17 protein-coding genes are annotated in these 25,658 nt (G+C 64.4%); 10 read left to right on the top strand and 7 right to left on the bottom strand.

Annotated elements, in window-relative coordinates:
- Positions 1 to 38: 38 nt before the first annotated feature.
- The 6 genes from CAG34_RS02860 to putP form a co-directional block, all read right to left on the bottom strand.
- A complete protein-coding gene (locus CAG34_RS02860) occupies positions 39 to 1,442 on the bottom strand; it encodes a PIG-L deacetylase family protein (protein WP_085587868.1) in 1,404 nt (467 codons plus the stop codon).
- Positions 1,439 to 2,335, bottom strand: a complete 897-nt coding sequence (locus CAG34_RS02855) for an antimicrobial resistance protein Mig-14 (protein ID WP_085587867.1) — start codon at positions 2,333 to 2,335, stop codon at positions 1,439 to 1,441. Before CAG34_RS02855 ends, CAG34_RS02860 begins: the two co-directional genes overlap by 4 nt.
- Positions 2,335 to 3,465, bottom strand: a complete 1,131-nt coding sequence (locus tag CAG34_RS02850; RefSeq protein WP_085587863.1) for a glycosyltransferase — start codon at positions 3,463 to 3,465, stop codon at positions 2,335 to 2,337. Before CAG34_RS02850 ends, CAG34_RS02855 begins: the two co-directional genes overlap by 1 nt.
- On the bottom strand, positions 3,449 to 5,206 hold the full coding sequence (locus CAG34_RS02845; protein ID WP_013974482.1) for a carbamoyltransferase: 1,758 nt from the start codon (positions 5,204 to 5,206) through the stop codon (positions 3,449 to 3,451). Before CAG34_RS02845 ends, CAG34_RS02850 begins: the two co-directional genes overlap by 17 nt.
- A 211-nt stretch (positions 5,207 to 5,417) precedes the next feature.
- Entirely contained in the window at positions 5,418 to 6,254 is an 837-nt protein-coding gene (locus CAG34_RS02840; protein ID WP_025340863.1) for a 23S rRNA (adenine(2030)-N(6))-methyltransferase RlmJ, read from the bottom strand.
- Between the two features lie 185 nt (positions 6,255 to 6,439).
- Positions 6,440 to 7,918: a sodium/proline symporter PutP gene (gene putP / locus CAG34_RS02835; protein WP_085587861.1), complete on the bottom strand. Its 1,479-nt coding sequence runs from the start codon at positions 7,916 to 7,918 to the stop codon at positions 6,440 to 6,442.
- A 74-nt stretch (positions 7,919 to 7,992) separates the two neighbouring features.
- Here putP and CAG34_RS27485 point away from each other — a divergent pair, with 74 nt between their 5' ends.
- The 3 genes from CAG34_RS27485 to CAG34_RS28830 all read left to right on the top strand — a co-directional run bounded on the left by CAG34_RS27485 (position 7,993) and on the right by CAG34_RS28830 (position 12,898).
- Positions 7,993 to 8,181: a hypothetical protein gene (locus CAG34_RS27485; protein WP_143493363.1), complete on the top strand. Its 189-nt coding sequence runs from the start codon at positions 7,993 to 7,995 to the stop codon at positions 8,179 to 8,181.
- Positions 8,182 to 8,275: 94 nt separating this feature from the next.
- Complete coding sequence (putA, locus tag CAG34_RS02830; RefSeq protein ID WP_025340865.1) at positions 8,276 to 12,229, top strand: trifunctional transcriptional regulator/proline dehydrogenase/L-glutamate gamma-semialdehyde dehydrogenase; 3,954 nt, start codon at positions 8,276 to 8,278, stop codon at positions 12,227 to 12,229.
- 369 nt (positions 12,230 to 12,598) lie between these two features.
- On the top strand, positions 12,599 to 12,898 hold the full coding sequence (locus CAG34_RS28830) for a hypothetical protein (RefSeq protein ID WP_158091088.1): 300 nt from the start codon (positions 12,599 to 12,601) through the stop codon (positions 12,896 to 12,898).
- A gap of 362 nt (positions 12,899 to 13,260) precedes the next feature.
- Here CAG34_RS28830 and CAG34_RS02820 read toward each other — a convergent pair whose 3' ends face one another.
- Positions 13,261 to 13,824 carry a hypothetical protein gene (locus tag CAG34_RS02820; protein ID WP_085587857.1) on the bottom strand — a complete coding sequence of 188 codons (564 nt, stop codon included), beginning with the start codon at positions 13,822 to 13,824 and terminating at the stop codon, positions 13,261 to 13,263.
- Between the two features lie 368 nt (positions 13,825 to 14,192).
- On the opposite strand from CAG34_RS02820, the gene CAG34_RS02815 reads away from it, so the two are divergent.
- The 7 genes from CAG34_RS02815 to yccS all read left to right on the top strand — a co-directional run bounded on the left by CAG34_RS02815 (position 14,193) and on the right by yccS (position 25,556).
- Positions 14,193 to 15,995 carry an acyl-CoA dehydrogenase gene (locus CAG34_RS02815; protein WP_085587855.1) on the top strand — a complete coding sequence of 601 codons (1,803 nt, stop codon included), beginning with the start codon at positions 14,193 to 14,195 and terminating at the stop codon, positions 15,993 to 15,995.
- 32 nt (positions 15,996 to 16,027) lie between these two features.
- Positions 16,028 to 17,470, top strand: coding sequence for a TldD/PmbA family protein (locus CAG34_RS02810; protein WP_025340872.1), 1,443 nt, complete (start codon positions 16,028 to 16,030; stop codon positions 17,468 to 17,470).
- Entirely contained in the window at positions 17,470 to 18,795 is a 1,326-nt protein-coding gene (locus CAG34_RS02805; protein WP_085587852.1) for a TldD/PmbA family protein, read from the top strand. Before CAG34_RS02810 ends, CAG34_RS02805 begins: the two co-directional genes overlap by 1 nt.
- Positions 18,796 to 18,932: 137 nt before the next feature.
- On the top strand, positions 18,933 to 20,360 hold the full coding sequence (gene mdtD / locus CAG34_RS02800; protein WP_085587851.1) for a multidrug transporter subunit MdtD: 1,428 nt from the start codon (positions 18,933 to 18,935) through the stop codon (positions 20,358 to 20,360).
- A gap of 112 nt (positions 20,361 to 20,472) precedes the next feature.
- The gene (gene dbpA, locus CAG34_RS02795; RefSeq protein ID WP_230396947.1) at positions 20,473 to 21,810 is read left to right on the top strand and encodes an ATP-dependent RNA helicase DbpA; all 1,338 of its coding nucleotides are present in this window, start codon (positions 20,473 to 20,475) and stop codon (positions 21,808 to 21,810) included.
- Positions 21,811 to 21,955: 145 nt separating this feature from the next.
- On the top strand, positions 21,956 to 23,137 hold the full coding sequence (locus tag CAG34_RS02790) for an NAD(P)/FAD-dependent oxidoreductase (RefSeq protein WP_085587849.1): 1,182 nt from the start codon (positions 21,956 to 21,958) through the stop codon (positions 23,135 to 23,137).
- A 235-nt stretch (positions 23,138 to 23,372) separates the two neighbouring features.
- Positions 23,373 to 25,556: a YccS family putative transporter gene (yccS, locus tag CAG34_RS02785; RefSeq protein WP_013974492.1), complete on the top strand. Its 2,184-nt coding sequence runs from the start codon at positions 23,373 to 23,375 to the stop codon at positions 25,554 to 25,556.
- Positions 25,557 to 25,658 lie beyond the last annotated feature (102 nt).

The following is a 25,658-nucleotide window of genomic DNA, read 5'->3' as shown; positions in this document are numbered from 1 at the left end:
GGGCGCTCTGCGCCATCGCAGTCAACCATGGGGCGCGGCTACAGCTCACGCCGCCAGAACAGTTCATGTCGGCGCACGGCCTTGCGGAAGAATTCGTTCTCGCCGTAAGGCGACGGCCGCCGCCCGGCCAGCCAGCGCTGCAACAAGCGGCGCAGGCGGCGCTTGAACGGCGCCGGCGGCTGCAGGTCGTGCATCATGCCCAGGGCCATGGCCTTGTCGCGCTGGGTTGCCAGGTCCAGTACCAGGCTGCAAGGTGCCCACGCCTGGGCAGCGCTCAGCTGCGGCGGCAAGGCCACGCCGTCACCACTGTCGCCCATCGGCCAGCGGTCGTTGTCATGCAGGTGGTTGGCGTAGCACAGCAGGGTTTGCGGCTGCCAGGCCAAGCCTTGCAAGGCTTCCAGCACCGCTGCCTGGGCACATATGTGGTCAGGGTGCGGGTCGAGCTGCGGGTGCGGCATCACCAGCACCTCTGGCCTGGCCATTTCCAGCAAGGCCCGCAGGTCGGCGAGCAGGTTGCACCAGGTCGGCGCGCCATCGCCGTCGGCCGGCAGCGGGAACGGGTTGAACCGGCGGAATACGCGAATGTCGGCGAGGTCGGCCTCCCGGGAAGCGGCCGGCTGGTCTGGCGCAGCCTGCATGGCAGGTAGTTGCAGGCAGAAGTAGCCCAGCTGCACGCAACGCGATTCCGCCACACCGGCCCAGCGTGGCACGGCGATACTGTCCCAGGCCCGCAGGCGGCCCTTCAGGCGCGCGGCCTCGGCCTTTGCCAGGCCCATCTGCTGATAGTGTTCGGCCTCGATCTCACCGGCGGTCAGGGTCACTACCCAGGTTTCGTCGGCCTGGCTGTAGAGCCCGTAAGCGGCCAGTTCGGCATCATCGGCATGCGGCGCGATCACCATCACCCGGCGCCGTTGCAGCTCGACCGCCGGGGTTATCCACAAGCGCGGCTGGCCCGACAGCCGGCAATGCCGGCCACGCAGGCGCAACGCGCCAGCCTGCAGAGGTGCGGCGAGGCCGGTCAAGTTGAGGAAGCGCACGCCATCGACGCCGCGCTCGAAGGTTTGCCGATCGGCCTGCTCGCCAGCCATCAGCTCGACCTGCGGGTCGAGGAAGCGCCCCAGCCAGCTGCTTTTTACCCGCAGCTCGAGGACCAGGGTTTCGTTGCCCAGCAGTGCGCAGTCAGCCTTGAGCAGGCCGCCGTTCAGGCTGGCAGGGGCTTGCCGGGTCTGCTCGCCGAAGTCGTAGGCGTAGTCCTCGCCTGGCGCATAGAACAGGTGGTCGGCAAACCAGGCTTCATGGGCCGCCCACAGCAGCGGTAACAGCAACAGTGGCAACCACCACCAGCTGAACACACCTACGGCCACCAGCGCGACCAGGCCCGCCAGCAGGCCCAGGCGCTTGTTGCGCCGGTGGCGCTTGAGCAGCTGCTGCTTGCGACTCACGCCTGATACACCGGCACGGGGTTGCACCAGCGGTCCTTGTACTCGCGGTCGGCACGGCCGAACGAGAACCGCAGCGGCTTGTTGCGCGCACGAGCGTCTTCCCAGGCGGCCTGGGTATTGAGGAAGCTCAGCACGCTGCCGGGGCTGAAGGCCTTGGTTTCAGGGTCGACACCGCCATTGATGTACTCGACGCTGATCCATTCCGGCGCTTCGACACGGTAAACCAGCTGGATGGCAATCGGCTTGCCGTCCAACAGCAGCACCGAGCCGATCAGCAGCTCGCGCAGGCGTTCCAGCACCTCGGCCATGCGCTCGGCACCGGTGGCAGGGAAGCCCCAGCGGCGCTGGAACAGGTCGCAGTACATGCTGGCGATTTCCTGCGCGCTGAAGTCGCTGATCGGGCGCACCACACCGCCCGCCTCTTCCAGCAGGCGCAGTTCGCGGCGCTGGTTGTAGCGGAACTTCTTCGACAGGTCTTCGTGGGCGCGGGCCATGGCCAGCTGTTCCTTCTGCGCCTTGAGGCCGCTGAAGCGGCCCTGGTTCAGTTCGGACAGGTAGCGCACGGCATGGCGCAACGGTGCAGCGGCATCGGCCGCCGCCGGCAGGATGATCTCGGCGTTGCCCAGGTCGAACAGGGCCTTTTTGCCGGCACGCTTGAGCACATCCTTGGACAGCGCAAGGTGACGCCCCCAGGTGGGGATGGCGGCCTTCAGCTCGCCGGCCTGATGCCAGCCCAGGTAACGCACCGGGATCTGTGCCAGGTCCGCCAGTTGCTCGACCACCAAAGGATGGGTGGCGACACTGCCACCAAAGCGGGCCCATGCCTCGGCGTAGGCCTTGGCGTCGATAACTTGCCAACCGCGTTCGCGGAAGGCCTGGATACGGTTGAGCATCAGACCTGCCCCACCAACGCGCGGACTTGCGGCAGCTGCCAGAAGGCCTCGCGCACCGCCTGGTCGGAGAAGCGTTCACGCAGGCGCTGCAGCATGTGCTCGGCACAGGCCTGGCGCTGCTGCCCATCGAGCACAGCCATGTGTTTCAGGCCCTGGGCCAGTTGCCCGGCATCGCCCAGCGGGAACAGCACGCCAACACCCTCGACCACTTCGCGGGCACCACCACAGGCCGTGGCCAGTACCGGTACACCGGCGACCATGGCTTCGAGCAGGACCATGCCGAACGGCTCATGGTCGGAGCTCAGGGCGAATACATCGAACGCCTGGAAGTAACGGCGCGCATCCGGCACCTGGCCAAGGAAGTCCACTTGCCCGGCAATGCCCAGCTCGGCGGCCAGGGCCTTGAGCTTGGCTTCCAGCCGCCCCTTGCCAAGAATTGCCAGGCGGGCGCCCGCCGGCAGCCCCGGTAGCGCTTCGGCAAAGCCACGCAGCAGGGTGGCCTGGTCCTTGTCCGGGTGCAGGCGCCCGACGTTACCGACAATCCACGCCTGCGCATCCAGGCCCAAGGCCTGGCGGGCCTCGGCGCGTGGCACCAGGGCCGCTTGCAGGGCGTCGATGTCGATGCGGTTGTACAAGGTCTGGATACGCTCTGCCGGCCACTGCGGCAGACAGCGGCGCATGTCGTCACGCACTGCATCCGACACGCCCAGCAAGCTCAGGCGTTTGCTGAACAGGTTGGCGAAGATGCGTCGCCCCTTGCGCTCGTAATCACCGAAAGCATGGTGCACGCCGATCACCGGCAAGCCGGTGCCCAGCAACGCCACGTAGATCGGCTTGAAGCGATGGGCAATGCAGAAGGCGAAATTGCGTTCGGCCGCAATCCGCCGCAATGCACGGATTGCGCCGAGTTTCAGGCCGCGCACGGCCTTGGAGCTGAACTCCAGGAACAGCACCTCGTCCGACGCGCAGCCAGCCGCTACCTGCGGGTCGGCGGCGCCGGTGAGGAACACCGTGGTGACCTGGTAGCCACGCCCCTGGAACAGGCTGGCGTACTGACGGGCGCAGTCCAGGAACGGCCCGTCATAGCCATGGCAGAACTGCAGGATGCGCGGTTCAGAGCGGCTGGTCATACGGGGCCGCGCCGTCCTTCACAACCAGGATGTCTTCCATGATCAGGTACTGCAGGTCCGAGCCGAAGAACATGTTCAGGGCGTCGGTCGGCGAGCAGATCATCGGTTCACCACGGCGATTCAGCGAGGTGTTCAGCGACACGCCGTTGCCGGTCAGGTCTTCCAGCGCCTTCATCATGTCGTAGTAGCGCGGGTTGTACTCGCGCTTGAGCACCTGGGCACGCGAAGTGCCGTCCTCGTGGACCACTTCCGGCACGCGGGTCTTCCACTCTTCAGCCACTTCGAAGGTGAAGGTCATGAACGGCGCGGGGTGATCGACCTTGATCATCTGCGGGGCGACGGTGTCGAGCATCGACGGGCAGAAAGGTCTCCAGCGTTCGCGGAATTTGATCTGCTCGTTGATGCGGTCGGCTACGCCCGGCACGCTCGGGCAACCGATGATCGAACGGCCGCCCAAAGCACGAGGGCCGAATTCCATACGGCCCTGGAACCAGGCCACCGGGTTGCCGTCGACCATGATTTTGGCGATGCGCTGCGGCATGTCGTCGAGCTTGCGCCACTTCGGCGCGTTCGGGTGACGGGCGCAGGCAGCGATCACGTCTTCGTTGGAGTACGAAGGGCCGAGGTAGACGTGTTCCATCTTCTCGACCGGCACGCCACGGGCGTGGGAAACGTAGGCGGCAGCACCCACGGCGGTACCGGCGTCACCGGAAGCAGGCTGGACGAACAGCTCTTTCAGGTCTGGGCGGGCGATGATCTTCTGGTTGAGCTTGACGTTCAGCGCGCAACCGCCGGCAAAGGCCAGCTTGCCGGTTTCACGCAGGACGTCGCCCAGGTAGTGATCGATCATCTGCAGGGCGATCTTCTCGAACAGCGCCTGCATGCTGGCCGCGTAATGGATGTACGGCTCGTCGGCGATGTCGCCTTCGCGCTTGGGGCCCAGCCATTCGATCAGCTTCGGCGAGAAGTAGAAGCCCTTGCCCTTCTCTTTATAGCGGCGCAGGCCAATGACGTTGGCGTATTCGGTGTTGATCACCAGTTCGCCGTTTTCGAAGCTGGCCAGGCGCGAGAAGTCGTACTTGCTGGCGTCGCCATACGGCGCCATGCCCATGACCTTGAACTCGCCATCGAGCATCTCGAAGCCGAGGAACTCGGTGATTGCGCCGTACAGGCCGCCCAGCGAGTCCGGGTCGAAGAACTCCTTGATCTTGTGGATCTTGCCGTTTTCGCCGTAGCCAAAGAAGGTGGTGGCGTATTCGCCTTTACCGTCGATGCCGAGGATTGCGGTTTTTTCCTTGAAGCCGGAGCAGTGGTAGGCACTGGAGGCGTGGGCCAGGTGGTGCTCGACCGGCTCGATCTTGACCTTTTTCGGGTCGAAGCCCAGTTGTTCCAGGCACCAGACAATCTTCTTGCGGTAGCGCTTGTAGCGACGGTTGCCCATCAGGATGGCGTCGAGGGCGCGGTCCGGGGCGTACCAGTAGCGCTTGGCATAGTGCCAGCGCGCTTTGCCGAACAGGCTGATCGGGGCGAACGGGATGGCTACCACGTCGACGTCGGATGGCTTGATGCCTGCCTGTTCCAGGCAGAACTTCGCCGACTCGTAGGGCATGCGGTTCTTCGCATGCTTGTCACGCACGAAGCGCTCTTCTTCGGCGGCGGCAATCAGTTTGCCGTCAATGTACAAGGCCGCGGAAGGGTCATGGCTAAGGGCGCCGGACAGGCCAAGAATCGTCAATGCCAAGGGATTAGCCTCTTCATTCGGTAGAAATGCGCCAGCGGCCTCTTGGGCGGGTGGCGGCTAAAGGGCGGGATTATAACGCAAACATCAGGATAGGCACTGCATTAACCTGTGGGAGCGGGCGCGCCCGCGAACACCGGCAAAGCCGGTGCCATGCACCGCAGCGCCTGCTTCGCGGGCACGCCCGCTCCCACAGATGCCCCAAGGCAACTGCCTATTCGGCGATCAGCCAGTCCATGCGGAAGCTGCCGGCGGTTTGCGCCAGCTCTTTGGCCAGCCATGGCAGCAGCTCCTTGAGCTCTTCTTCCAACCCCCACGGCGGGTTGGCGATGGCCAGACCTGAGCCATTGAGCCCCTGCGGGCTGTCCTGGTGGTGCACATACAACTCGACCCGCAGCAGTTTCGGTGCGCCGGTGCTGGTCAGGTCCTGGTAGAAGCGGGTCAGCGAACGCTGGTCCTTGATCGGGTACCAGATGGCCGCGACGGTCTGGCGCATGCGACTGATCGCCTCTTTCATGGCGGTAGTGCAGCGCTTGAGCTCGTCAGCCTGTTCGAACGGCGGGTCGATCAGCATGATCGCGCGCTTTTCCTGCACGGGCAGCAAGGCCCGCGGCACATGCCAGCCTTCGCCCAGGTGCACGACCACGCGTGGGTCTTTCTTCATGTTCTCTTTGAGCAGCGGCCCGTCCTCGGGATGCTTCTCGTTGAGCAGGGCACGGTCCTGCTGGCGCATCAGGCGGCGGGCCAGTTCGGGCGAACCGGGGTAGTAGCGCAGCTCGCCATCGGCATTCAGGCGCTTGATGATACGCAGATAGTCGTCAGCCATGGCCGGCAAGTCATCGCGATTCCACAGGCGGGCGACACCTTCCAGGTACTCGCCGGTGCGGGTTGCCTGGTCGCCCTGCAGGTCGTAAAGGCCAAGCCCTGCATGGGTATCGATATAGGCGAACGGCTGCTCCTTGCGCGACATCAGGGCGATGAGGCGGGTCAGCACGATATGTTTGAGGACGTCGGCGTGGTTGCCGGCGTGGAAGGCGTGACGATAGTTCATGGCAACTCCTGCGGGGGTGGCAAGTTTACCTTGCCTTGCAGGCGGAGTCAGGCCTGGCTGCTGATCGGCGGTGACCTCTTCGCGGGTAAACCCGCTCCCACAGGGCCTGCACAGATCTCAGACCCTGTGGAGTACCTGTGGGAGCGGGCAAGCCCGCGAAGAAGGCAACACCGAATCAGGCGGTATTACTTGTCAGCGTGATACGCCGCATCAGCAGTCTCGAAGCGCTTGACCATTGCCTGCGACGGGCTGCCCAGCTTGCTCACCACGAAAATGGCGATGCTGGCGAACAGGAAGCCCGGGATGATTTCGTACAGCCCGAGGGTGTCGAAGTTCTTCCACAGGATCACGGTCAGTGCGCCCACCACGATACCGGCCAGTGCGCCGTTACGGGTCATGCCTTTCCACAGTACCGAAATCAGCACCACCGGACCAAAGGCAGCACCGAAGCCGGCCCAGGCGTAAGCCACCAGGCCCAGCACGCGGTTTTCCGGGTTGGAGGCCATGGCGATGGCGATCAGGGCGACGGCAAGCACCATCAGGCGGCCGACCCACACCAGCTCGACCTGCGAAGCGTTCTTGCGCAGGAACGCCTTGTAGAAGTCTTCGGTCAGGGCGCTGGAGCAAACCAGCAGCTGGCAGCTCAGGGTACTCATCACCGCAGCCAGGATGGCCGACAGCAGCACACCGGCGATCCACGGGTTGAACAGAATCTTGGCCAGCTCGATGAACACGCGCTCGTGGTTCTCGGTGACCGGGCCCGCCAGCTCAGGGTGCGCCGAGAAGTAGGCGATGCCGAAGAAGCCCACGGCGCAGGTACCGGCCAGGCACAGGATCATCCAGGTCATGGAGATACGGCGGGCGTTGGCGATCGACTTCACCGAGTCGGCGGCCATGAAACGCGCCAGGATGTGCGGCTGGCCGAAGTAGCCCAGCCCCCAGCCCATCAGCGAGATGATGCCAATGAAAGTGGCGCCCTTGAACATGTCGAAGTGGGCCGGGTTGACCGCATCGATGGCAGCGAAGGTGGTATCGAAGCCGCCAGTGGAGATCAGCACGATCACCGGAGTGAGGATCAGCGCAAAGATCATCAGCGAAGCCTGCACGGTATCGGTCCAGCTCACCGCCAGGAAACCACCGATGAAGGTGTAGGCGATGGTCGCAGCAGCACCGGCCCACAGGGCGGTTTCGTACGGCATGCCGAAGGTGCTCTCGAACAGACGGGCACCGGCAACGATGCCGGAGGCGCAGTAGATGGTGAAGAACACCAGGATCACGATGGCCGAGATGATCCGCAGCAGGCCGCTGTTGTCTTCGAAGCGGCTGGAGAAGTAGTCCGGCAGGGTCAGCGCATCGCCGTTGTGCTCGGTCTGCACGCGCAGACGACCAGCGACGAACAGCCAGTTCAGGTAGGCGCCGACGGTCAGGCCGATGGCAATCCAGGCTTCGGACAAGCCTGAGAAGTAGATGGCGCCCGGCAGGCCCATCAGCAGCCAGCCGCTCATGTCGGAAGCGCCGGCGGAAAGCGCGGTGACCACGCTACCCAGGCTGCGACCGCCGAGGATGTAGTCGGAAAGGTTATTGGTGGAGCGATAGGCGGCGAAGCCGATCAGCACCATTGCCGCGATATAGACCACGAAAGTGATCGTTAGTGGATTGCCCATGCGTGTGCCCTGGCGTTTGTTTTTATGTCATGCACAACCGCAGCCATGGCGGTTGCACCCAGGCGGCGAATCCTATGCAACAACGCAAAGCGGGTGCAACCATTTTTCATTTGCAAGTTGCACCTTCTCGTGCATTTTCAGACAAATCTGATTTTTTGCTCCTTTTGGGAGCAACACCCCCGCTTTTCAGAATAAAACGCACCGAAAACGACCCTTTTCCGGGCATGGAAATGACGGTCGGACGAGTTGCACCTTTTCCATGAAAAATTCGGGTTGCACCTGGTTGCACCCGAATTGTCCTACAGCTACTCTTGGCGCCAGCTTAGGCCACAACCGTGGCAATAACGAGGATAAGAAATGGCGACGACCACCCTTGGGGTCAAACTCGATGACCCGACCCGTGAGCGACTCAAGGCAGCTGCGCAGTCGATTGACCGCACCCCGCACTGGTTGATCAAGCAAGCGATCTTCAACTACCTGGAGAAGCTCGAGGGTGGTGCCACCCTGACCGAACTCAACGGCCATGCCAGCAACCTGGCCGACGACGCCGGTGAGGTCCAACCCGACCACAGCCACCAGTGCTTCCTCGAGTTCGCCGAGAGCATCCTGCCGCAGTCGGTGCTGCGCTCGGCGATCACCGCCGCCTACCGCCGCCCCGAACAGGAAGTGGTACCGATGCTGCTGGAGCAGGCGCGCCTGAGCGCCCCGCTGGCCGAAGCGACCAACAAGATGGCCGCCGGCATCGCCGAAAAACTGCGTAACCAGAAGAGCGCTGGCGGTCGTGCCGGCATCGTCCAGGGCCTGCTGCAGGAATTCTCGCTGTCGTCCCAGGAAGGCGTGGCACTGATGTGCCTGGCCGAAGCCCTGCTGCGCATCCCCGACAAAGGCACCCGTGACGCGCTGATCCGCGACAAGATCAGCACCGGGAACTGGCAGCCGCACCTGGGCAACAGCCCGTCGCTGTTCGTCAACGCCGCCACCTGGGGCCTGCTGCTGACCGGCAAGCTGGTATCTACCCACAACGAATCCGGCCTCACCTCCTCGCTCACCCGCATCATCGGCAAGAGCGGCGAGCCGATGATCCGCAAGGGCGTCGATATGGCCATGCGCCTGATGGGCGAGCAGTTCGTCACCGGCGAAACCATCGCCGAAGCCCTGGCCAATGCCAGCCGCTTCGAGTCCAAGGGCTTCCGCTATTCCTACGACATGCTCGGCGAAGCCGCACTGACCGAGCACGACGCACAGAAGTACCTGGCGTCCTACGAGCAGGCCATCCACTCGATCGGCAAGGCCTCCCATGGCCGTGGCATCTATGAAGGCCCGGGCATCTCGATCAAGCTGTCGGCGCTGCACCCGCGCTACAGCCGCGCCCAGTACGAGCGCGTGATGGAAGAGCTGTACCCGCGCCTGCTGTCGCTGACCCTGCTGGCCAAGCAGTACGACATCGGCCTGAACATCGACGCCGAAGAAGCCGACCGCCTGGAGCTGTCGCTCGACCTGCTCGAGCGCCTGTGCTTCGAGCCTTCGCTGGCTGGCTGGAACGGTATCGGCTTCGTTATCCAGGCCTACCAGAAGCGCTGCCCGTATGTGATCGACTATGTCATCGACCTGGCCAAGCGCAGCCGCCACCGCCTGATGATCCGCCTGGTGAAAGGCGCCTACTGGGACAGCGAAATCAAGCGCGCCCAGGTCGAAGGCCTGGAAGGCTACCCGGTCTATACCCGCAAGGTGTACACCGACGTGTCCTACGTCGCCTGCGCCCGCAAGCTGCTGGCCGTGCCAGAAGCCATCTACCCGCAGTTCGCCACCCACAACGCCCACACCCTGTCGGCCATCTACCACATTGCCGGTCAGAACTATTACCCGGGCCAGTACGAGTTCCAGTGCCTGCACGGCATGGGCGAGCCACTGTACGAGCAGGTGGTCGGCAAGATTTCCGAAGGCAAGCTGAACCGTCCGTGCCGCGTCTATGCACCGGTCGGCACCCACGAAACGCTGCTGGCCTACCTGGTACGTCGCCTGCTGGAAAACGGCGCCAACACCTCGTTCGTCAACCGCATCGCCGACCACTCGATCTCCATCCAGGAACTGGTCGCCGACCCGGTCGCCAGCATCGAGCGCATGGGCACCCAGGAAGGCAGCATCGGCCTGCCGCACCCACGCATCCCGCTGCCGCGTGAACTGTATGGCAGCGAGCGGGCCAACTCGGCCGGCATCGACATGGCCAACGAACACCGCCTGGCATCGCTGTCCTGCGCCATGCTGGCCACCGCTCACAACGACTGGAAAGCCACGCCACTGCTGGCCTGCGCTGCCAGCGAAAGCGCAGCCGCACCGGTGCTGAACCCGGCGGACCACCGCGACGTGGTCGGCCATGTTCAGGAAGCCACTGTCGCCGACGTCGACAACGCCATCCAGTGCGCACTGAATGCAGCACCGATCTGGCAGGCCACCCCGCCAGCCGAGCGCGCTGCCATTCTGGAGCGCACCGCCGACCTGATGGAGGCCGAAATCCAGCCGCTGATGGGCCTGCTCATCCGCGAAGCCGGCAAGACCTTCGCCAACGCCATCGCGGAAGTGCGTGAAGCCGTTGACTTCCTGCGCTACTACGCGGTGCAGGCACGCAACGACTTCAGCAACGACGCCCACCGCCCGCTGGGCCCGGTGGTGTGCATCAGCCCGTGGAACTTCCCGCTGGCGATTTTCACCGGCCAGGTAGCCGCAGCGCTCGCCGCCGGCAACCCGGTACTGGCCAAGCCGGCCGAGCAAACCCCGCTGATCGCCGCCCAGGCCGTGCGCCTGCTGCTGGAAGCCGGCATCCCTGAAGGCGTGCTGCAACTGCTGCCAGGCCGCGGTGAAACCGTCGGTGCCGGCCTGGTGGGTGACGAGCGCGTCAAGGGCGTGATGTTCACCGGTTCCACCGAAGTGGCCCGTCTGCTGCAGCGCAACGTCGCCGGCCGCCTGGACAACCAGGGCCGCCCGATCCCGCTGATCGCCGAAACCGGTGGCCAGAACGCGATGATCGTCGACTCCTCGGCACTGACCGAGCAGGTGGTGATCGATGTGGTGTCCTCGGCCTTCGACAGCGCCGGCCAGCGTTGCTCGGCACTGCGCGTGCTGTGCCTGCAGGAAGACTCCGCCGACCGCGTGATCGAAATGCTCAAGGGCGCCATGGCCGAAAGCCGCCTGGGCTGCCCGGACCGCCTGGCCGTGGACATCGGCCCGGTGATCGACGCCGAAGCCAAGGCCGGCATCGAGAAGCACATCCAGGGCATGCGCGAGAAAGGTCGCTCGGTCTACCAGGTGGCCATTGCCGATGCTGCCGAGCTCAAGCGCGGCACCTTCGTCATGCCGACCCTGATCGAGCTGGAAAGCTTCGACGAGCTCAAGCGTGAAATTTTCGGCCCGGTGCTGCACGTGGTGCGCTACAACCGTCGCAACCTGGACCAGCTGATCGAGCAGATCAACAACTCCGGCTACGGCCTGACCCTCGGCGTGCACACCCGCATCGACGAGACCATCGCCAAAGTGGTGGAAACCGCCAACGCCGGCAACATGTACGTCAACCGCAACATTGTTGGTGCAGTGGTAGGTGTGCAGCCGTTCGGTGGTGAAGGCCTGTCCGGCACTGGCCCGAAAGCCGGCGGCCCGCTGTACCTGTACCGCCTGTTGTCGACCCGCCCGGCCGACGCGATTGGCCGCCACTTCCAGCAGCAGGACGGCGAAGGCAAGCCTGACCGCGCCCTGCACGAACAGCTGATCAAGCCACTGCATGGCCTGAAGGCCTGGGCCGAGAGCAACCAGCTGGCCGACCTGGCCGCGCTGTGCAGCCAGTTCGCCAGCCAGTCGCAGAGCGGCATCGCCCGCCTGTTGCCAGGCCCGACCGGCGAGCGCAACAGCTACACCATCCTGCCACGTGAGCACGTGCTGTGCCTGGCCGACAACGAAGCCGACCTGCTGGCGCAGTTCGCCGCAGTGCTGGCCGTTGGCAGCTCGGCGGTATGGGCGGACGGCGAGCCGGGCAAAGCCCTGCGTGCCCGCCTGCCGCGAGAGCTGCAGGCCAAGGTCAAGCTGGTGGCGGACTGGAACAAGGATGAAGTGGCGTTCGACGCCGTGATCCACCATGGCGACTCGGACCAGCTGCGCGGCGTGTGCCAGCAGGTGGCCAAGCGTGCCGGGGCGATCGTGGGTGTGCACGGGCTGTCCAGCGGCGACCACCAGATTGCGTTGGAGCGCCTGGTGATCGAGCGGGCAGTGAGTGTGAACACTGCTGCTGCCGGTGGCAATGCCAGCCTGATGACCATTGGCTGAGGCTGAGGGTTGTTAACGAAAAAAGGAGAGCTTCGGCTCTCCTTTTTTTATGGGGGCTTGGGTTTGGCTGACAGGTGTTCAATTCGCGGACATAACCCATCAACTCCGACGACTGCTCACGGGCGTCCCTGCACGGGATGCCAGGCTCGATGCGGATTGGGTGTCTTCTGTTGTCATTGTTCAATCCCCTGATAATTCTCGAGTGCCTGGCCAGGCCTATTCGCGGGCGCGCCCGCTCCCACAGGATCACCAAAGGCTTCATGACTTGCACCGTACCTGTGGGAGCGGGCATGCCCGCGAAAGGGCCGGCTCAGGCGACACATCAATAAGCCTCAGCGCGAAGTTCGCGACTTAGATTAGGATCTTCGAGTGAATCTGCGTTCAGGGGTGGATCAGGAACTATCACCACCTGCGGTCAAACAAGAGGGTGGCAGCTGTGCATGGGTTGACAGACCGGTAGAAAAATCCAAAAAACCCGGCGCACACCGTTACCCGCGCTTTCGCCAGAGCCACAATAGGCACCAGCCTTTCCCAGCCTCCGAAGTCAGCATCAGCCCAATCCACACCGAGTTACTGATACTGGAAGCCAGCATCGGCAACAACAGGATTATGGATATCGACGGAACGATAAAAAAGATGCGAAAGGGGATCTGCACCATCGCCAAGTAGACAGCCAACCGGCAACGCATAAGAAACAACGCGCAGGTCGCTATCAACGAAAGCTGCAGAACCAGGCCTAGCCAGACGATTAGCTCTAGCCCTCCTCCCCAGATCTGCATGTTGCTCAATGCGTCCTTGAAATCCGTCCAGAAAGGTATGGCACCTCGCTCCGTACTGCGGAAGACACAAAGGCAGATGTAGAACGCGTCCATGCCTCCCCAAAACAGGAAAGCGATCGCATGCCAGCTCAAGTTCGAGTTCTTCAATATGCTCCCTCTTCGAACCGCGCCGGAATACCGAGCTTTGTAGGAGCGGCCTTACGCCGCGAAAGGGCCGCAAAGCGGCCCCGGCAAATTCTGCTGCCACGCTGCTCAAACCATGGACGAAAGTGTGACCAAAGCAAACAGCTGCGCTGCTGTAATTACGGCAGCCAGCAGCATCCACAACCAATTGGCCAGCGTGAAACGGCTGTTAGCCACCCCTGTCTCATCCCCCGCGCTGAAATTGGCGCCTTTCTGCATGGGCACCAGAATGACCAACCAAGCTGCTTGAATGACTACACCCGCAAAATACGCCGCCCACAACTGATCATCCAGAATCACACTGGCAGCCACCCAGGCAGCACACATACCGTAGTAGCCCAGCGTGAGCCCCAGAATGGACCAAGGGTAGGTTCTGCCTGACTCGCGAATATGATCATTCACCCTTCTCAATAACGGGTAGATGAAGAACACTGCAAGAGCGCTTCGCCAGAATGGGCTGACCTTTTCTCCTGTCCTCACTCCATGCAGCTTCCAGCTCTGATAAAAGCAATACAGCCAGTAAAAACCAAGGGTGAAGAAGGTCATTAGGCCAAACTTCAGGGGCGAGACTACGAAGAAGGGAAATTGCTTGCCCTCGAAATCATTCAAGTCGTTCTTGTGGACATCACTCATCAGAAAAGCCTCATTGCGAACACCAAAGCACGCATTCAAGGCCAAATGGCATTCGATCCGCAGTAGTCCAGTTCCGCTCTGACTTGTAGGAAACGTCTCTACATTTTCCTGCGCCTGTTCCGGCCCTTTCGCGGGTAAACCCGCTCCTACAGGTGCAGCGTTGATGGCCGCGGCTGCGCAGTACTTGTGGGAGCGGGTTTACCCGCGAAAGGGCCCGAACAGGCAAAACAACAACTGCCCCCGCGTGAGCTGTGCGACCAACCACCAGACATCCCGGTGTTCTCAACCCATATCACCCAAACCTATTAACCTGTCCCCCACCCCACCACCCTCCTACACTCGCAGCATCCCGCCTCAGGACCGCGACCATGCCCGAGACCCTGCTCAGCCCCCGCAACCTCGCCTTCGAACTCTACGAAGTCCTCGACGCCGAGGCCCTGACCCAGCGCCCGCGCTTCGCCGAGCACAGCCGCGAAACCTTCGATGCAGCGCTATCAACTGCCCGCACCATCGCCGAAAAGTTCTTCGCCCCGCACAACCGCAAGGCCGACGAAAACGAGCCGCGCTACGTGGATGGCCGCGCCGAACTGATCCCCGAAGTGAAACCCGCCGTCGACGCCTTTCTCGAAGCCGGCTTCCTCAACGCCAACCGCGACTTCGAAGCCGGCGGCATGCAGCTGCCGAGCCTGGTCTCGCAGGCCTGCTTCGCCCACTTCCAGGCGGCCAACGCCGGCACCACGGCCTACCCGTTCCTGACCATGGGCGCGGCCAACCTGATCGAGAGCTTCGGCAGCGATGAACAGAAACGCCTGTTTCTGCAGCCGATGATCGAAGGCCGCTACTTCGGCACCATGGCCCTGACCGAACCCCACGCTGGCTCGTCACTGGCCGATATCCGCACCCGCGCCGAACCTGCCGGTGACGGCAGCTACCGGCTCAAGGGCAACAAGATTTTCATCTCCGGCGGTGATCACGAGTTGTCGGAAAACATCGTGCACATGGTGCTGGCCAAGCTGCCGGATGCGCCGCCCGGCGTGAAGGGCATCTCGCTGTTCATCGTGCCCAAGTACCTGGTCAACGAAGATGGCAGCCGTGGCCCGCGCAACGATGTGCTGCTGGCCGGGTTGTTCCACAAGATGGGCTGGCGCGGCACCACCTCCACCGCGCTGAATTTCGGCGACAACGGCCAGTGCGTGGGCTACCTGGTCGGCCAGCCACACCAGGGCCTGGCCTGCATGTTCCAGATGATGAACGAGGCACGCATCGGTGTCGGCATGGGCGCGGTGATGCTCGGCTACGCCGGCTACCTGTATTCGCTGGAGTACGCCCGCCAGCGCCCGCAGGGTCGGTTGCCGGACAACAAAGACCCGCACAGCCCCGCGGTGCCGATCATCGAGCACAGCGATGTGAAACGCATGCTGCTGGCACAGAAGGCCTACGTGGAGGGCGCCTTCGACCTGGGCCTGTATGCCGCGCGCCTGTTCGACGACACCCAGACTGCCAGCGACGACAGCGCCCGCAAGCAGGCGCAGGAGCTGCTCGACCTGCTGACCCCGATCGTCAAATCCTGGCCCTCGACGTTCTGCCTGAAGGCCAATGAACTGGCGATCCAGATCCTCGGCGGCCACGGCTACACCCGCGAATACCCGGTTGAACAGTACTACCGCGACAACCGCCTGAACCCGATCCATGAAGGCACCGAGGGCATCCAGTCGCTCGACCTGCTGGGCCGCAAGCTGGCGCAGAACAATGGCGCTGGCCTCAAGCAGTTGATCCGGTCGATCGCTGCCACCGGCGAGCGCGCCAGCCACCATCCGAACCTCGACCCGCTGCGCCAGCCGCTGGAGCAACTGGTCAACCGCTTGCAAGGTGTGACCCTGGCCTTGCTGAGTGACCTGGCCCAAGGCAAAGTCGCCGGAGCCCTGGCCAACTCGGCCCTGTACCTCAAGGCCTTCGGCCACTGCGTGATCGGCTGGCGCTGGCTGGAACAGGCGATTCATGCCGAACTCGGACTGCTCAAGGGCAACCCCGCCGACCGCGACTTCTACCTTGGCAAGCTGCAGGCCGCGCGTTATTTCCTGACCTGGGAAGTACCTGGCTGCCATAATGAGCTGGCATTGCTCGAGGCGCGCGACGACACTTGCCTCACCATGCAGGACGAGTGGTTCTAAGGGGGAGCCACCGTGTACACGGAGGCTTCCACATGTTCGATACCAGCGCCCTGCTGCGCCAGCGCTTTGCCGCGCTGCGCAGTACGGCCGAGTTGTTTTCACTGCGCCATGTGAAACAGTCGCACCAGGCGCTGTCGGTTCGCCGCAACGTCGCGGAACCACCCTTCTTCAGCCAGGACGAGGGCGCCATGCTCACCGTGCGGGTGAATGGCGTGGAAGCCTATGCCGCCACCGCCGACCTGTCCCAGGCCGGCCTGCAGCGCGCCCTGGAGCACGCCGAGGCGCTGGCCCGGCAGATCGCCCGGTACAACCTGCTGGACCTGCGCGAGCAACCGGTGACCAGCGCACGCCACGACCACATTTCGCCCAACTTCGACCAACCCGTGCCCAACCTCGCCGACTGCCTTGGCCTGCTCGCTGCCGAATCGGCCAGCGTGCCCAAGGACAGCCGCCTGGTGGACTGGCAGGCCAGCCTGGGCCTGAGCCTGGTCGAGCAGACCTACCTGAACTCGGCCGGCGCCGAGCTGCGCCACGCCCAGCGCTTCCTGTTCCCGGGCCTGGGCGTGACCGCCAGCGATGGCCAGGACAGCCAGAGCCGCAGCCTGGGCCGCGACAACTTCGGCCAGCAGGGCGGCTTCGAGATCATCGAGCGCTGTGGCCTGGTCGGGGCTGCCCGCCGGGTGGCCGACGAGGCGCTGCAACTGTTGCTGGCACCGAACACCCCCAGCGGCCCGCGCGACCTGCTGTTGATGCCGGACCAGATGATGCTGCAGATTCACGAATCCATCGGCCACCCGCTGGAGATGGACCGCATTCTCGGCGACGAGCGCAACTACGCCGGCACCAGCTTCGTCAAGGCCGGTGACTTCGGCCACCTGCAGTACGGCTCCGCGCTGCTCAACGTGACCTTCGACCCGACCATCGGCGAAGAGCTGGCCAGCTACAGCTTCGATGATGACGGCACCCCGGCCAGCAAGCAGTTCCTGATCCGCGATGGCCTGCTGCTGCGCCCGCTGGGTGGTGCGCTGTCGCAGTTCCGCTCCGGCCTCGACGGCGTGGCCAACAGCCGCGCCTGCGGCTGGAACCGTGCGCCGATCGACCGCATGGCCAACCTCAACATCGAGCCGGGCGACCAGAGCCTGGATCAGCTGGTGAAAGGCATCGAGCACGGCATCCTGATGCGCACCAACCGTTCCTGGTCCATCGACGATGCGCGCAACAAGTTCCAGTTCGGCTGTGAATGGGGGCAGTTGATCGAAAACGGCGAGCTCAAGGGCATCGTCAAGAACCCCAACTACCGCGGCATCTCCGCGCAGTTCTGGCGCAACCTGGCGGCGGTCGGCGACAGCAGCACCTTCCAGGTGCTGGGCACGCCCAACTGCGGCAAGGGCGAACCCAACCAGGTGGTGCGGGTCGGCCACGCCTCGCCGGCCTGCGTGTTCCGCCAGATTGACGTATTCGGAGGAGACGCCTGATGAAACACGCTTTCGAAACCCTGGTCGGGGATGTGCGCAAAGCCCTGCAGACGGGCGAACAGTTCACCCTCGGCTACAGCGCCGAACAGTCGCAATTCGTGCGTTTCAACCATGCCAAGGTGCGCCAGGCCGGCACCGTGAACCAGGCCGGCGCGCAACTGCGGCTGATCCGCGATGGGCGCCAGGCAGAGCAACAGGTGACCTTGAGTGGTGACACGCAACTGGATAGCCAGCGCCTGTTCACAGCCCTGGAGCAACTGCGCCAGAGCTTGCCACTGCTGGCGGTCGATCCGTACCTGCGCCTGGATGAAAGCGCCTGGCACAGCCACAGCCACAGCCAGCAGGAGCAGCCGCTGCCCGAGCTGAGCGATGTGCTGACCTTGCTCGAGCGCGAAGCCGGCGACCTGGACCTTGTCGGCATCTACGCCGCCGGCCCCATCTGCCGGGGCTTCGCCAGCTCGTTCGGGGCCTTCGGCTGGCACCAGGCCAACAGTTTCAACTTCGACTGGAGCCTGTTCCACGAAAACGGCGAGGCGGTGAAGGCCAATTACGCCGGGCAAGTGTGGAGCGCCGACGACTTCACCGCACGCCTGCGCCAAGCGCGGGAACAGCTGGGCTTCCTTGGCCGCCCTGCCGTCACGCTGAAACCTGGCAGCTACCGCGCCTACCTGGCCCCGGCGGCCATGGACGAAATAGCCGGCATGCTGTGCTGGGGCGGCTTTTCCGCACAGGCCCTGGCCACTGGCAACAGCGCCCTGCAGCGCCTGTACAACGGCGATGCGCGGCTGAGCCCGCTGGTTAGCTTCACCGAGCAGGTCAGCGGTTCGCTGAGCCCGGCGTTTTCCGATGAAGGCTCGCCGCGCCTGGATGTGCCGTTGATCCAGCAAGGCGAGGCCCGGCAGCGATTGATCAGTGCGCGCAGTGCGGCCGAGTTCGAGCTGCTGGCCAATGGCGCCGATAGTTACGAGTCGCCGTGTGCGCTGAGCCTGGCAGCAGGTAGCCTGCCGAGCGAGCAGATCCTGGAGCGGCTCGGTACCGGGCTGTACATCAGCAACCTGTGGTACCTGAACTATTCCGACTTGCCGGCGGCACGCATGACCGGGCTGACCCGCTTCGCCACCTTCTGGGTGGAGAACGGGCAGATCCAGGGCCCGGTGAGCACCATGCGCTTCGATGACAGCCTGTACAGCTTGCTAGGTAGCCAACTGGAGGACCTGACGCAGGAGCGCGAGATGATTCTGTCGACCAGTACCTATGGACAGCGCAGTACCGGGTCGAGTCATTTGCCGGGGGCACTGGTCAAAGGCCTGACCCTGACATTGTGATAGGCCATTCCGGCCTCATCGCCGGCAAGCCAGCTCCCACAGGGACCGCACCCAACCTGAGGTCTGTGGTAATCCTGTGGGAGCTGGCTTGCCGGCGATGAGGCCAGTACAGGCAATGCCGAACATTGAGGTTCCTCATGCCCGAACGCACCCCGCTGGACCCTGTCACCGCCCGCTGGATCCCTTGGGTGGTGGCCATCGCCTTCTTCATGCAGTCCCTGGACGGCACCATCCTCAACACCGCACTGCCAGCCATGGCCCGCTCGCTGGCCGAAGACCCGCTGCGCATGCAGGGCGTGATCATTGCCTACATGCTCACCGTGGCCCTGCTGATCCCCGCCTCAGGCTGGATCGCCGACCGCTTCGGCACCAAGCGCATCTTCTTCAGCGCCATCCTGCTGTTCAGCTTCGGCTCGCTGCTGTGCGCCGCCGCCAACAGCCTCGGTTTCCTGATCTTTGCCCGTGTCGTGCAAGGGCTGGGCGGTGCGCTGATGCTGCCGGTCGGTCGGCTGGTGGTCCTGCGCGCCTACCCGCGCACCGAGCTGGTGCGCATCATGAGCTTCATCACCATCCCCGGCCTGCTCGGGCCGCTACTGGGCCCGACGGTTGGCGGCTGGTTGGTGGAAATACTGAGCTGGCACTGGATCTTCCTGCTCAACCTGCCGGTCGGCCTGATCGGCTGCTACGCCGTGTGGAAGTTCATCCCCGACCTGCGCGGCGCCGAGCGCACCACGTTCGACGGCCCCGGGTTCCTGCTGTTTGGCGCAGCGATGGTATTGATCACCATCGCCATGGAAGGCCTGGGCGAACTGCACCTGCCGCACCTGCGGGTGATGTTGCTGCTGTTCGCCGGCATGGCCTGCCTGGCGGCCTACTGGCTGCGCGCCGGGCGCGACCCTGAGCCGCTGTTCTCGCCCAGCCTGTTCCGCGTGCGCACCTTTGCCATCGGTATCCTCGGCAACCTGTTCGCCCGGCTGGGCAGCGGCGCCCTGCCGTTCCTGGTGCCGTTGCTGCTGCAAGTGGCGCTGGGCTACTCGCCGGCCCAGGCCGGCATGAGCATGATCCCGCTGGCGGCTGCGGCGATGCTGGCCAAGTCCATTGCCCGACCACTGATCGAGCGCTTTGGCTACCGCATCATCCTCACCGGCAACACCCTACTGCTGGGCCTGCTGCTGGCCAGCCTCGGTCTGGTCGACGAACAGACGCCCTATGCCGTGCTGCTGATTCAGCTGGGCCTGCTCGGCGCGGTCAACTCGATGCAGTTCACCGCGATGAACACGGTAACCCTGATCGACCTCGACGATGCCAGCGCCAGCAGCGGCAACAGCCTGCTGTCGGTGGTCGCGCAGCTGGCCCTGAGCCTGGGCGTGGCATGTGCGGGTGCATTGCTCGGCGGCTTTACCGCAGCCGGCAGCGCCGACGGCGTGGAAACCACCTTGGGCGCATTCCAGCTGACCTTCGTCACCATCGGCGTGATGGCCATGCTGGCGGCGGCGATCTTCCTGCAACTGTCGCCGACGGACGGAAGGCGTGCCCGTCGTCCGGAACAACACATGGAGTCGTAGGGCGAATGGCCACGAGGCTGGTAGACTGTGCGGCATTTTTCGCTTCGCAACGCAGGCCCGCCTCGTGACCACCGAATCCACCGCCTTTGCCACCTTGCCGCTGTCCACTGCCATGCTGGCCAACCTGGACGCCCTCGGCTATGCCTCGATGACACCAATCCAGGCCCAGAGCCTGCCGGTCATCCTCAAGGGGCAGGACCTGATCGCCCAGGCCAAGACCGGCAGCGGCAAGACCGCCGCCTTCGGCATCGGCCTGCTCAACCCGATCAACCCGCGCTACTTCGGTTGCCAGGCGCTGGTGCTGTGCCCTACCCGCGAGCTCGCCGACCAGGTGGCCAAGGAGCTGCGCCGCCTGGCCCGCGCCGAGGACAACATCAAGATCCTGACCCTGTGCGGCGGCGTTTCGCTGGGCCCGCAGATCGCTTCGCTGGAGCACGGCGCGCACATCATCGTCGGCACCCCAGGGCGCATCCAGCAGCACCTGGACAAGGGCACCCTGGTGCTCGACGGGCTGAACACCCTGGTGCTGGACGAAGCCGACCGCATGCTCGACATGGGCTTCTTCGATGCCATCGCCAGCATCATCGGCAAGACCCCGTCGCGCCGCCAGACCCTGCTGTTCTCGGCCACCTACCCGGCCGGCATCAAGCAACTGGCCGCCGACTTCATGCGCAACCCGCAACAGGTCAAGGTCGAGAGCCTGCATGCCGACAACCAGATCGAGCAGCGCTTCATCGAGATCGACCCGCAACAGCGCCTCGAGGCCGTCACCCGCGTACTCGGCCACTACCGCCCGCAGTCCTGCGTGGCGTTCTGCTTCACCAAGCAGCAGTGCGAGGATGTGGTCGCCCACCTGACCGCCAAGGGCATCGTTGCCCAGGCCCTGCACGGCGACCTGGAGCAGCGCGACCGCGACCAGGTGCTGACCATGTTCGCCAACCGCAGCAGCTCGGTGCTGGTGGCTACCGATGTGGCCGCACGCGGCCTGGACATCGATGGCCTGGACATGGTCATCAACGTCGAACTGGCACGTGATGCGGAAATCCATGTGCACCGGGTGGGCCGTACCGGCCGTGCCGGCGAGAAAGGTATTGCGGTCAGCCTGGTGGCACCGGCCGAAGGCCACCGCGCCCAAGCCATCGAAGATCTGCAGAAGAGCCCGCTGCGCTGGGACCAGCTGGACAGCCTGAAGCACAAGGGCGGCGAGCCGCTGCTGCCGCTGATGAGCACCCTGTGCATCGCCGCCGGGCGCAAGGACAAGCTGCGCCCGGGTGACATCCTCGGGGCGCTGACCGGTGACGCCGGCATCCCCGGCAAGCAGGTGGGCAAGATTGCGATCTTCGATTTCCAGGCGTTCGTGGCCGTTGAGCGGCCGCTGGCCAAGCAGGCCATGCAGCGCTTGAACAGCGGCAAGATCAAGGGGCGCTCCCTGAAAGTCCGCATCGTCTGATGATTTTGGGGCTGCTCTGCAGCCCATCGCCGGCAAGCCAGCTCCCACAGGATTACCACAGGCCCCAGGCTTGTGCTGTACCTGTGGGAGCTGGCTTGCCGGCGATGGGCCGCTCAGCGGCCCCAGCTAACAATGAGGTAACACCGTGCACTCCACCGACGTGATCATCCTCGGCGCCGGCGCCGCCGGCCTGATGTGCGCCCAGCTCAGCGCCCGCCGTGGCCGCCGGGTACTGGTGCTCGACCACGCCAACAAACCGGGCAAGAAGATCCTCATGTCCGGCGGCGGCCGCTGCAACTTCACCAACATGTATACCGAGCCGGGCAACTTCCTCTCACAGAATGCACACTTCTGCAAGTCGGCCCTGGCCCGCTACACCCAGTGGGACTTCATCGAGCTGGTGTACAAGCACGGCGTGGCCTACCACGAGAAGAAGCTCGGCCAGCTGTTCTGCGACAACAAGGCCAGCGACATCCTCGACATGCTGCTGGCCGAATGCGATGAGGCCGGCGCCGAGATCCGCATGCACACCAGCATCGAGCAGATCGAGAAGACCGAAGGCGGCTACCTGCTGCAGACCAGCGGCGGCCAGTTCGCCTGCCAGTCGCTGGTGATCGCCACCGGCGGCCTGTCGATCCCGACCCTGGGTGCCACCGGCTTCGGCTACCAGGTGGCCCGCCAGTTCGGCCACACCCTGCTGCCGACCCGCGCCGGGCTGGTGCCGTTCACCATCACCGAGCCCCAACTGAAGGCACTGTGCACCGAGTTGTCCGGCACCTCGCTGGATTGCACCGCCAGCTGCAACGGCACCAGCTTCCGCGAGAACCTGCTGTTTACCCACCGCGGCCTCAGCGGCCCGGCGATTTTGCAGATCTCGTCGTTCTGGGAAGCCGGTGACACGGTCGAGATCAACCTGCTGCCCGACCGTGATGCACTGACCTGGCTGCAACAGATGCAGGCCGAACGCGCCAACGCCGAGCTGAAGACCGTGCTGGGTGAGGTGTTTACCCGCAAGCTGGCCAACCTGCTGGCCGAGCAGTGGTTCGAGTCCAGGCCGATGAAGCAGTACACCCCGGCGGAACTGGCACAGATCGCCGAAAAGCTGGCGAACTGGCAAGTGGTGCCGGCCGGCACCGAGGGCTATCGCACTGCTGAAGTGACCCTGGGCGGCGTGGATACCCGCGAGGTGTCGTCCAAGACCATGGAATCGCTGAAGAGCCCCGGGCTGTATTTCATTGGTGAAGTGCTGGATGTGACTGGCCACCTGGGCGGTTTCAATTTCCAGTGGGCCTGGGCCTCCGCCAACGCCGCGGCGCAGTTCGTGTAGAGTAGAATCCATTCAGCAGCACGGAACGCTTCTTGCTGGCCCGTGCTGGAGTGCCGGAAAAGAGTTGGGGCTGCTTTGCAGCCCATCGCCGGCAAGCCGGCTCCCACAGGATCATCACAGCCCTCGGCTCTGTGCAGTACCTGTGGGAGCTGGCTTGCCGGCGATAGGCCGCGGCAGCGGCCCCAATGACACGGCCTCGAACGGTATTTCTCTGATCACTGCCTAGCAGGCCATCATGTCATCGAGCTCGTTCCGTCAGTCACTGCGTCGCCTGTGGGGCCAAGACAAGTTCAGCTACAGCATCCGGGTCACCATCGCCCTCACCGGCAGCCTGGCCCTGTGCTGGTACCAGAACGAAATGGCCCTGCTGATTCCGCTGTTCCTCGGCATCATCGCCAGCGCCCTGGCCGAAACCGATGACAGCTGGCAAGGCCGCCTCAGCGCCCTGGCCGTCACCCTGGTGTGTTTTGCCATCGCCGCACTGGCGGTCGAACTGCTGTTCCCCTACCCGTGGGTATTCGTCATTGCCCTGGCCTTGGCGGCCTTCGGCCTGACCATGCTCGGTGCCCTGGGCGAACGCTATGGCGCCATCGCTTCAGCGACCCTGATCACTGCGGTGTACACCATGATCGGCGTGGACCAGCGCGGCGGCCAGGTCACCGACTTCTGGCACGAACCACTGCTGCTGGTGGCGGGTGCGGCCTGGTACGGGCTGCTGTCGGTGCTGTGGCAGGCGCTGTTTTCCAACCAGCCGGTGCAGCAGAGCCTGGCCAAGCTGTTCTTCGAGCTGGGCAGCTACCTCAAGCTAAAGGCCAGCCTGTTCGAACCCGTCCGCACCCTTGACGTCGAAGCCCGGCGCCTGGAACTGGCGCAGCAGAACGGCAAGGTGGTGGCGGCGCTCAACGCAGCCAAGGAAATCATCCTGCACCGGGTGGGCAACAGCCAGCCGAACTCCAAGGTCAGCCGCTACCTCAAGCTGTACTTCCTGGCCCAGGACATCCATGAACGGGTCAGTGCCTCGCACTATCCCTACAACGCCCTGACCGAGGCTTTTTTCCACAGCGACGTGATGTTCCGCTGCCAGCGCCTGCTGCGCAAGCAGGGCTCGTCCTGCCAGGAACTGGCCCGCTCGATCCGCCTGCGCCAGCCGTTCGTGCTGGCCAGCGGTTATCCCGAAGCCCTCGAAGACCTCAACGCCTCGCTGGAACACCTGCGCATGCAGAACAACCCGGCCTGGCGTAGCCTGCTTCGCTCGTTGCGGGCGCTGGCGGCCAACCTGGCGACGCTCGACCGCCTGCTCAGCGCCGCCAGCAACCCGGACAGCCTGGCCGACACCAGCGATAGCAGCCTGCTCGACCGCTCGCCACGCTCGCTGAAGGATGTGTGGACGCGCCTGCGCACCCAATTGACTCCGACTTCGCTGCTGTTCCGCCATGCCCTGCGCCTGCCGCTGGCACTGTCGATCGGCTATGGCATGGTGCACCTGATCCACCCCACCCAGGGCTACTGGATCATTCTCACCACGCTGTTCGTGTGCCAGCCCAACTACGGTGCGACCCGGCGCAAGCTGGTGCAGCGGATAGCCGGCACCGCCGTCGGCCTGACGGTGGGCTGGGCATTGTTCGACCTGTTCCCAAACCCGGTCATCCAGTCGTTGTTCGCCGTGGTCGCCGGGGTGGTGTTCTTCGTCAACCGCACCACCCGCTACACCTTGGCCACGGCCGCGATCACCCTGATGGTGCTGTTCTGCTTCAACCAGATCGGCGATGGCTATGGCCTGTTCCTGCCGCGCCTGTTCGATACCCTGGTCGGCAGCCTGATCGCCATCCTCGCGGTGTTCCTGTTCCTCCCCGACTGGCAGGGGCGGCGGCTGAACAAGGCGCTGGCCAATACCCTGGCCTGCGCCAGCGTGTACCTGCGGCAGATCATGCAGCAGTATGCCCACGGCAAGCGCGATGACCTGGCCTACCGCCTGGCCCGGCGCAACGCCCACAACGCCGACGCGGCGCTGTCCACCACCCTGGCCAACATGCTGATGGAGCCGGGGCATTTCCGGAAGGAGGCCGACGTCGGCTTCCGCTTCCTGGTGCTGTCGCATACCTTGCTCAGCTACCTCTCGGGGCTGGGCGCGCACCGCGACACGGCCTTGCCGGCGGAGGTGCAGGAACAGTTGATCGAAGGTGCCGGGCAAAGCCTGGCCAGCAGCCTGGACGAGATTGCCAACGGCCTGGCCGCGCGGCTGCCGGTGGCGATTCACAGTGATGCCGAAGAAGCGCTGGCCAATGCCCTGGAGCAGATGCCGGAAGAGCTGGACGAGCACCAGCGGCTGGTGCAGACGCAGTTGGCGTTGATCTGCCGGCAGCTGGGGCCGCTGCGGACCCTGGCAGCGCATTTGATCAAGGAAGGTGCACCGGCCTGAGTTGTACTATCGCCTGTGCCGGCCTCTTCGCGGGTGAACCCGCTCCCACAGGAACCCCACAAGTTTCAAGACCTGTGTAATACCTGTGGGAGCGGGTTTACC

The sequence above is a fragment of the Pseudomonas sp. B14(2017) genome (genome assembly GCF_002113255.1).
GTDB classification, from domain to species: Bacteria; Pseudomonadota; Gammaproteobacteria; order Pseudomonadales; family Pseudomonadaceae; genus Aquipseudomonas; species Aquipseudomonas putida_Z.
Note: the sequence above shows the minus strand (reverse complement) of the source record. Positions and strands in the feature narration are given on the sequence as shown.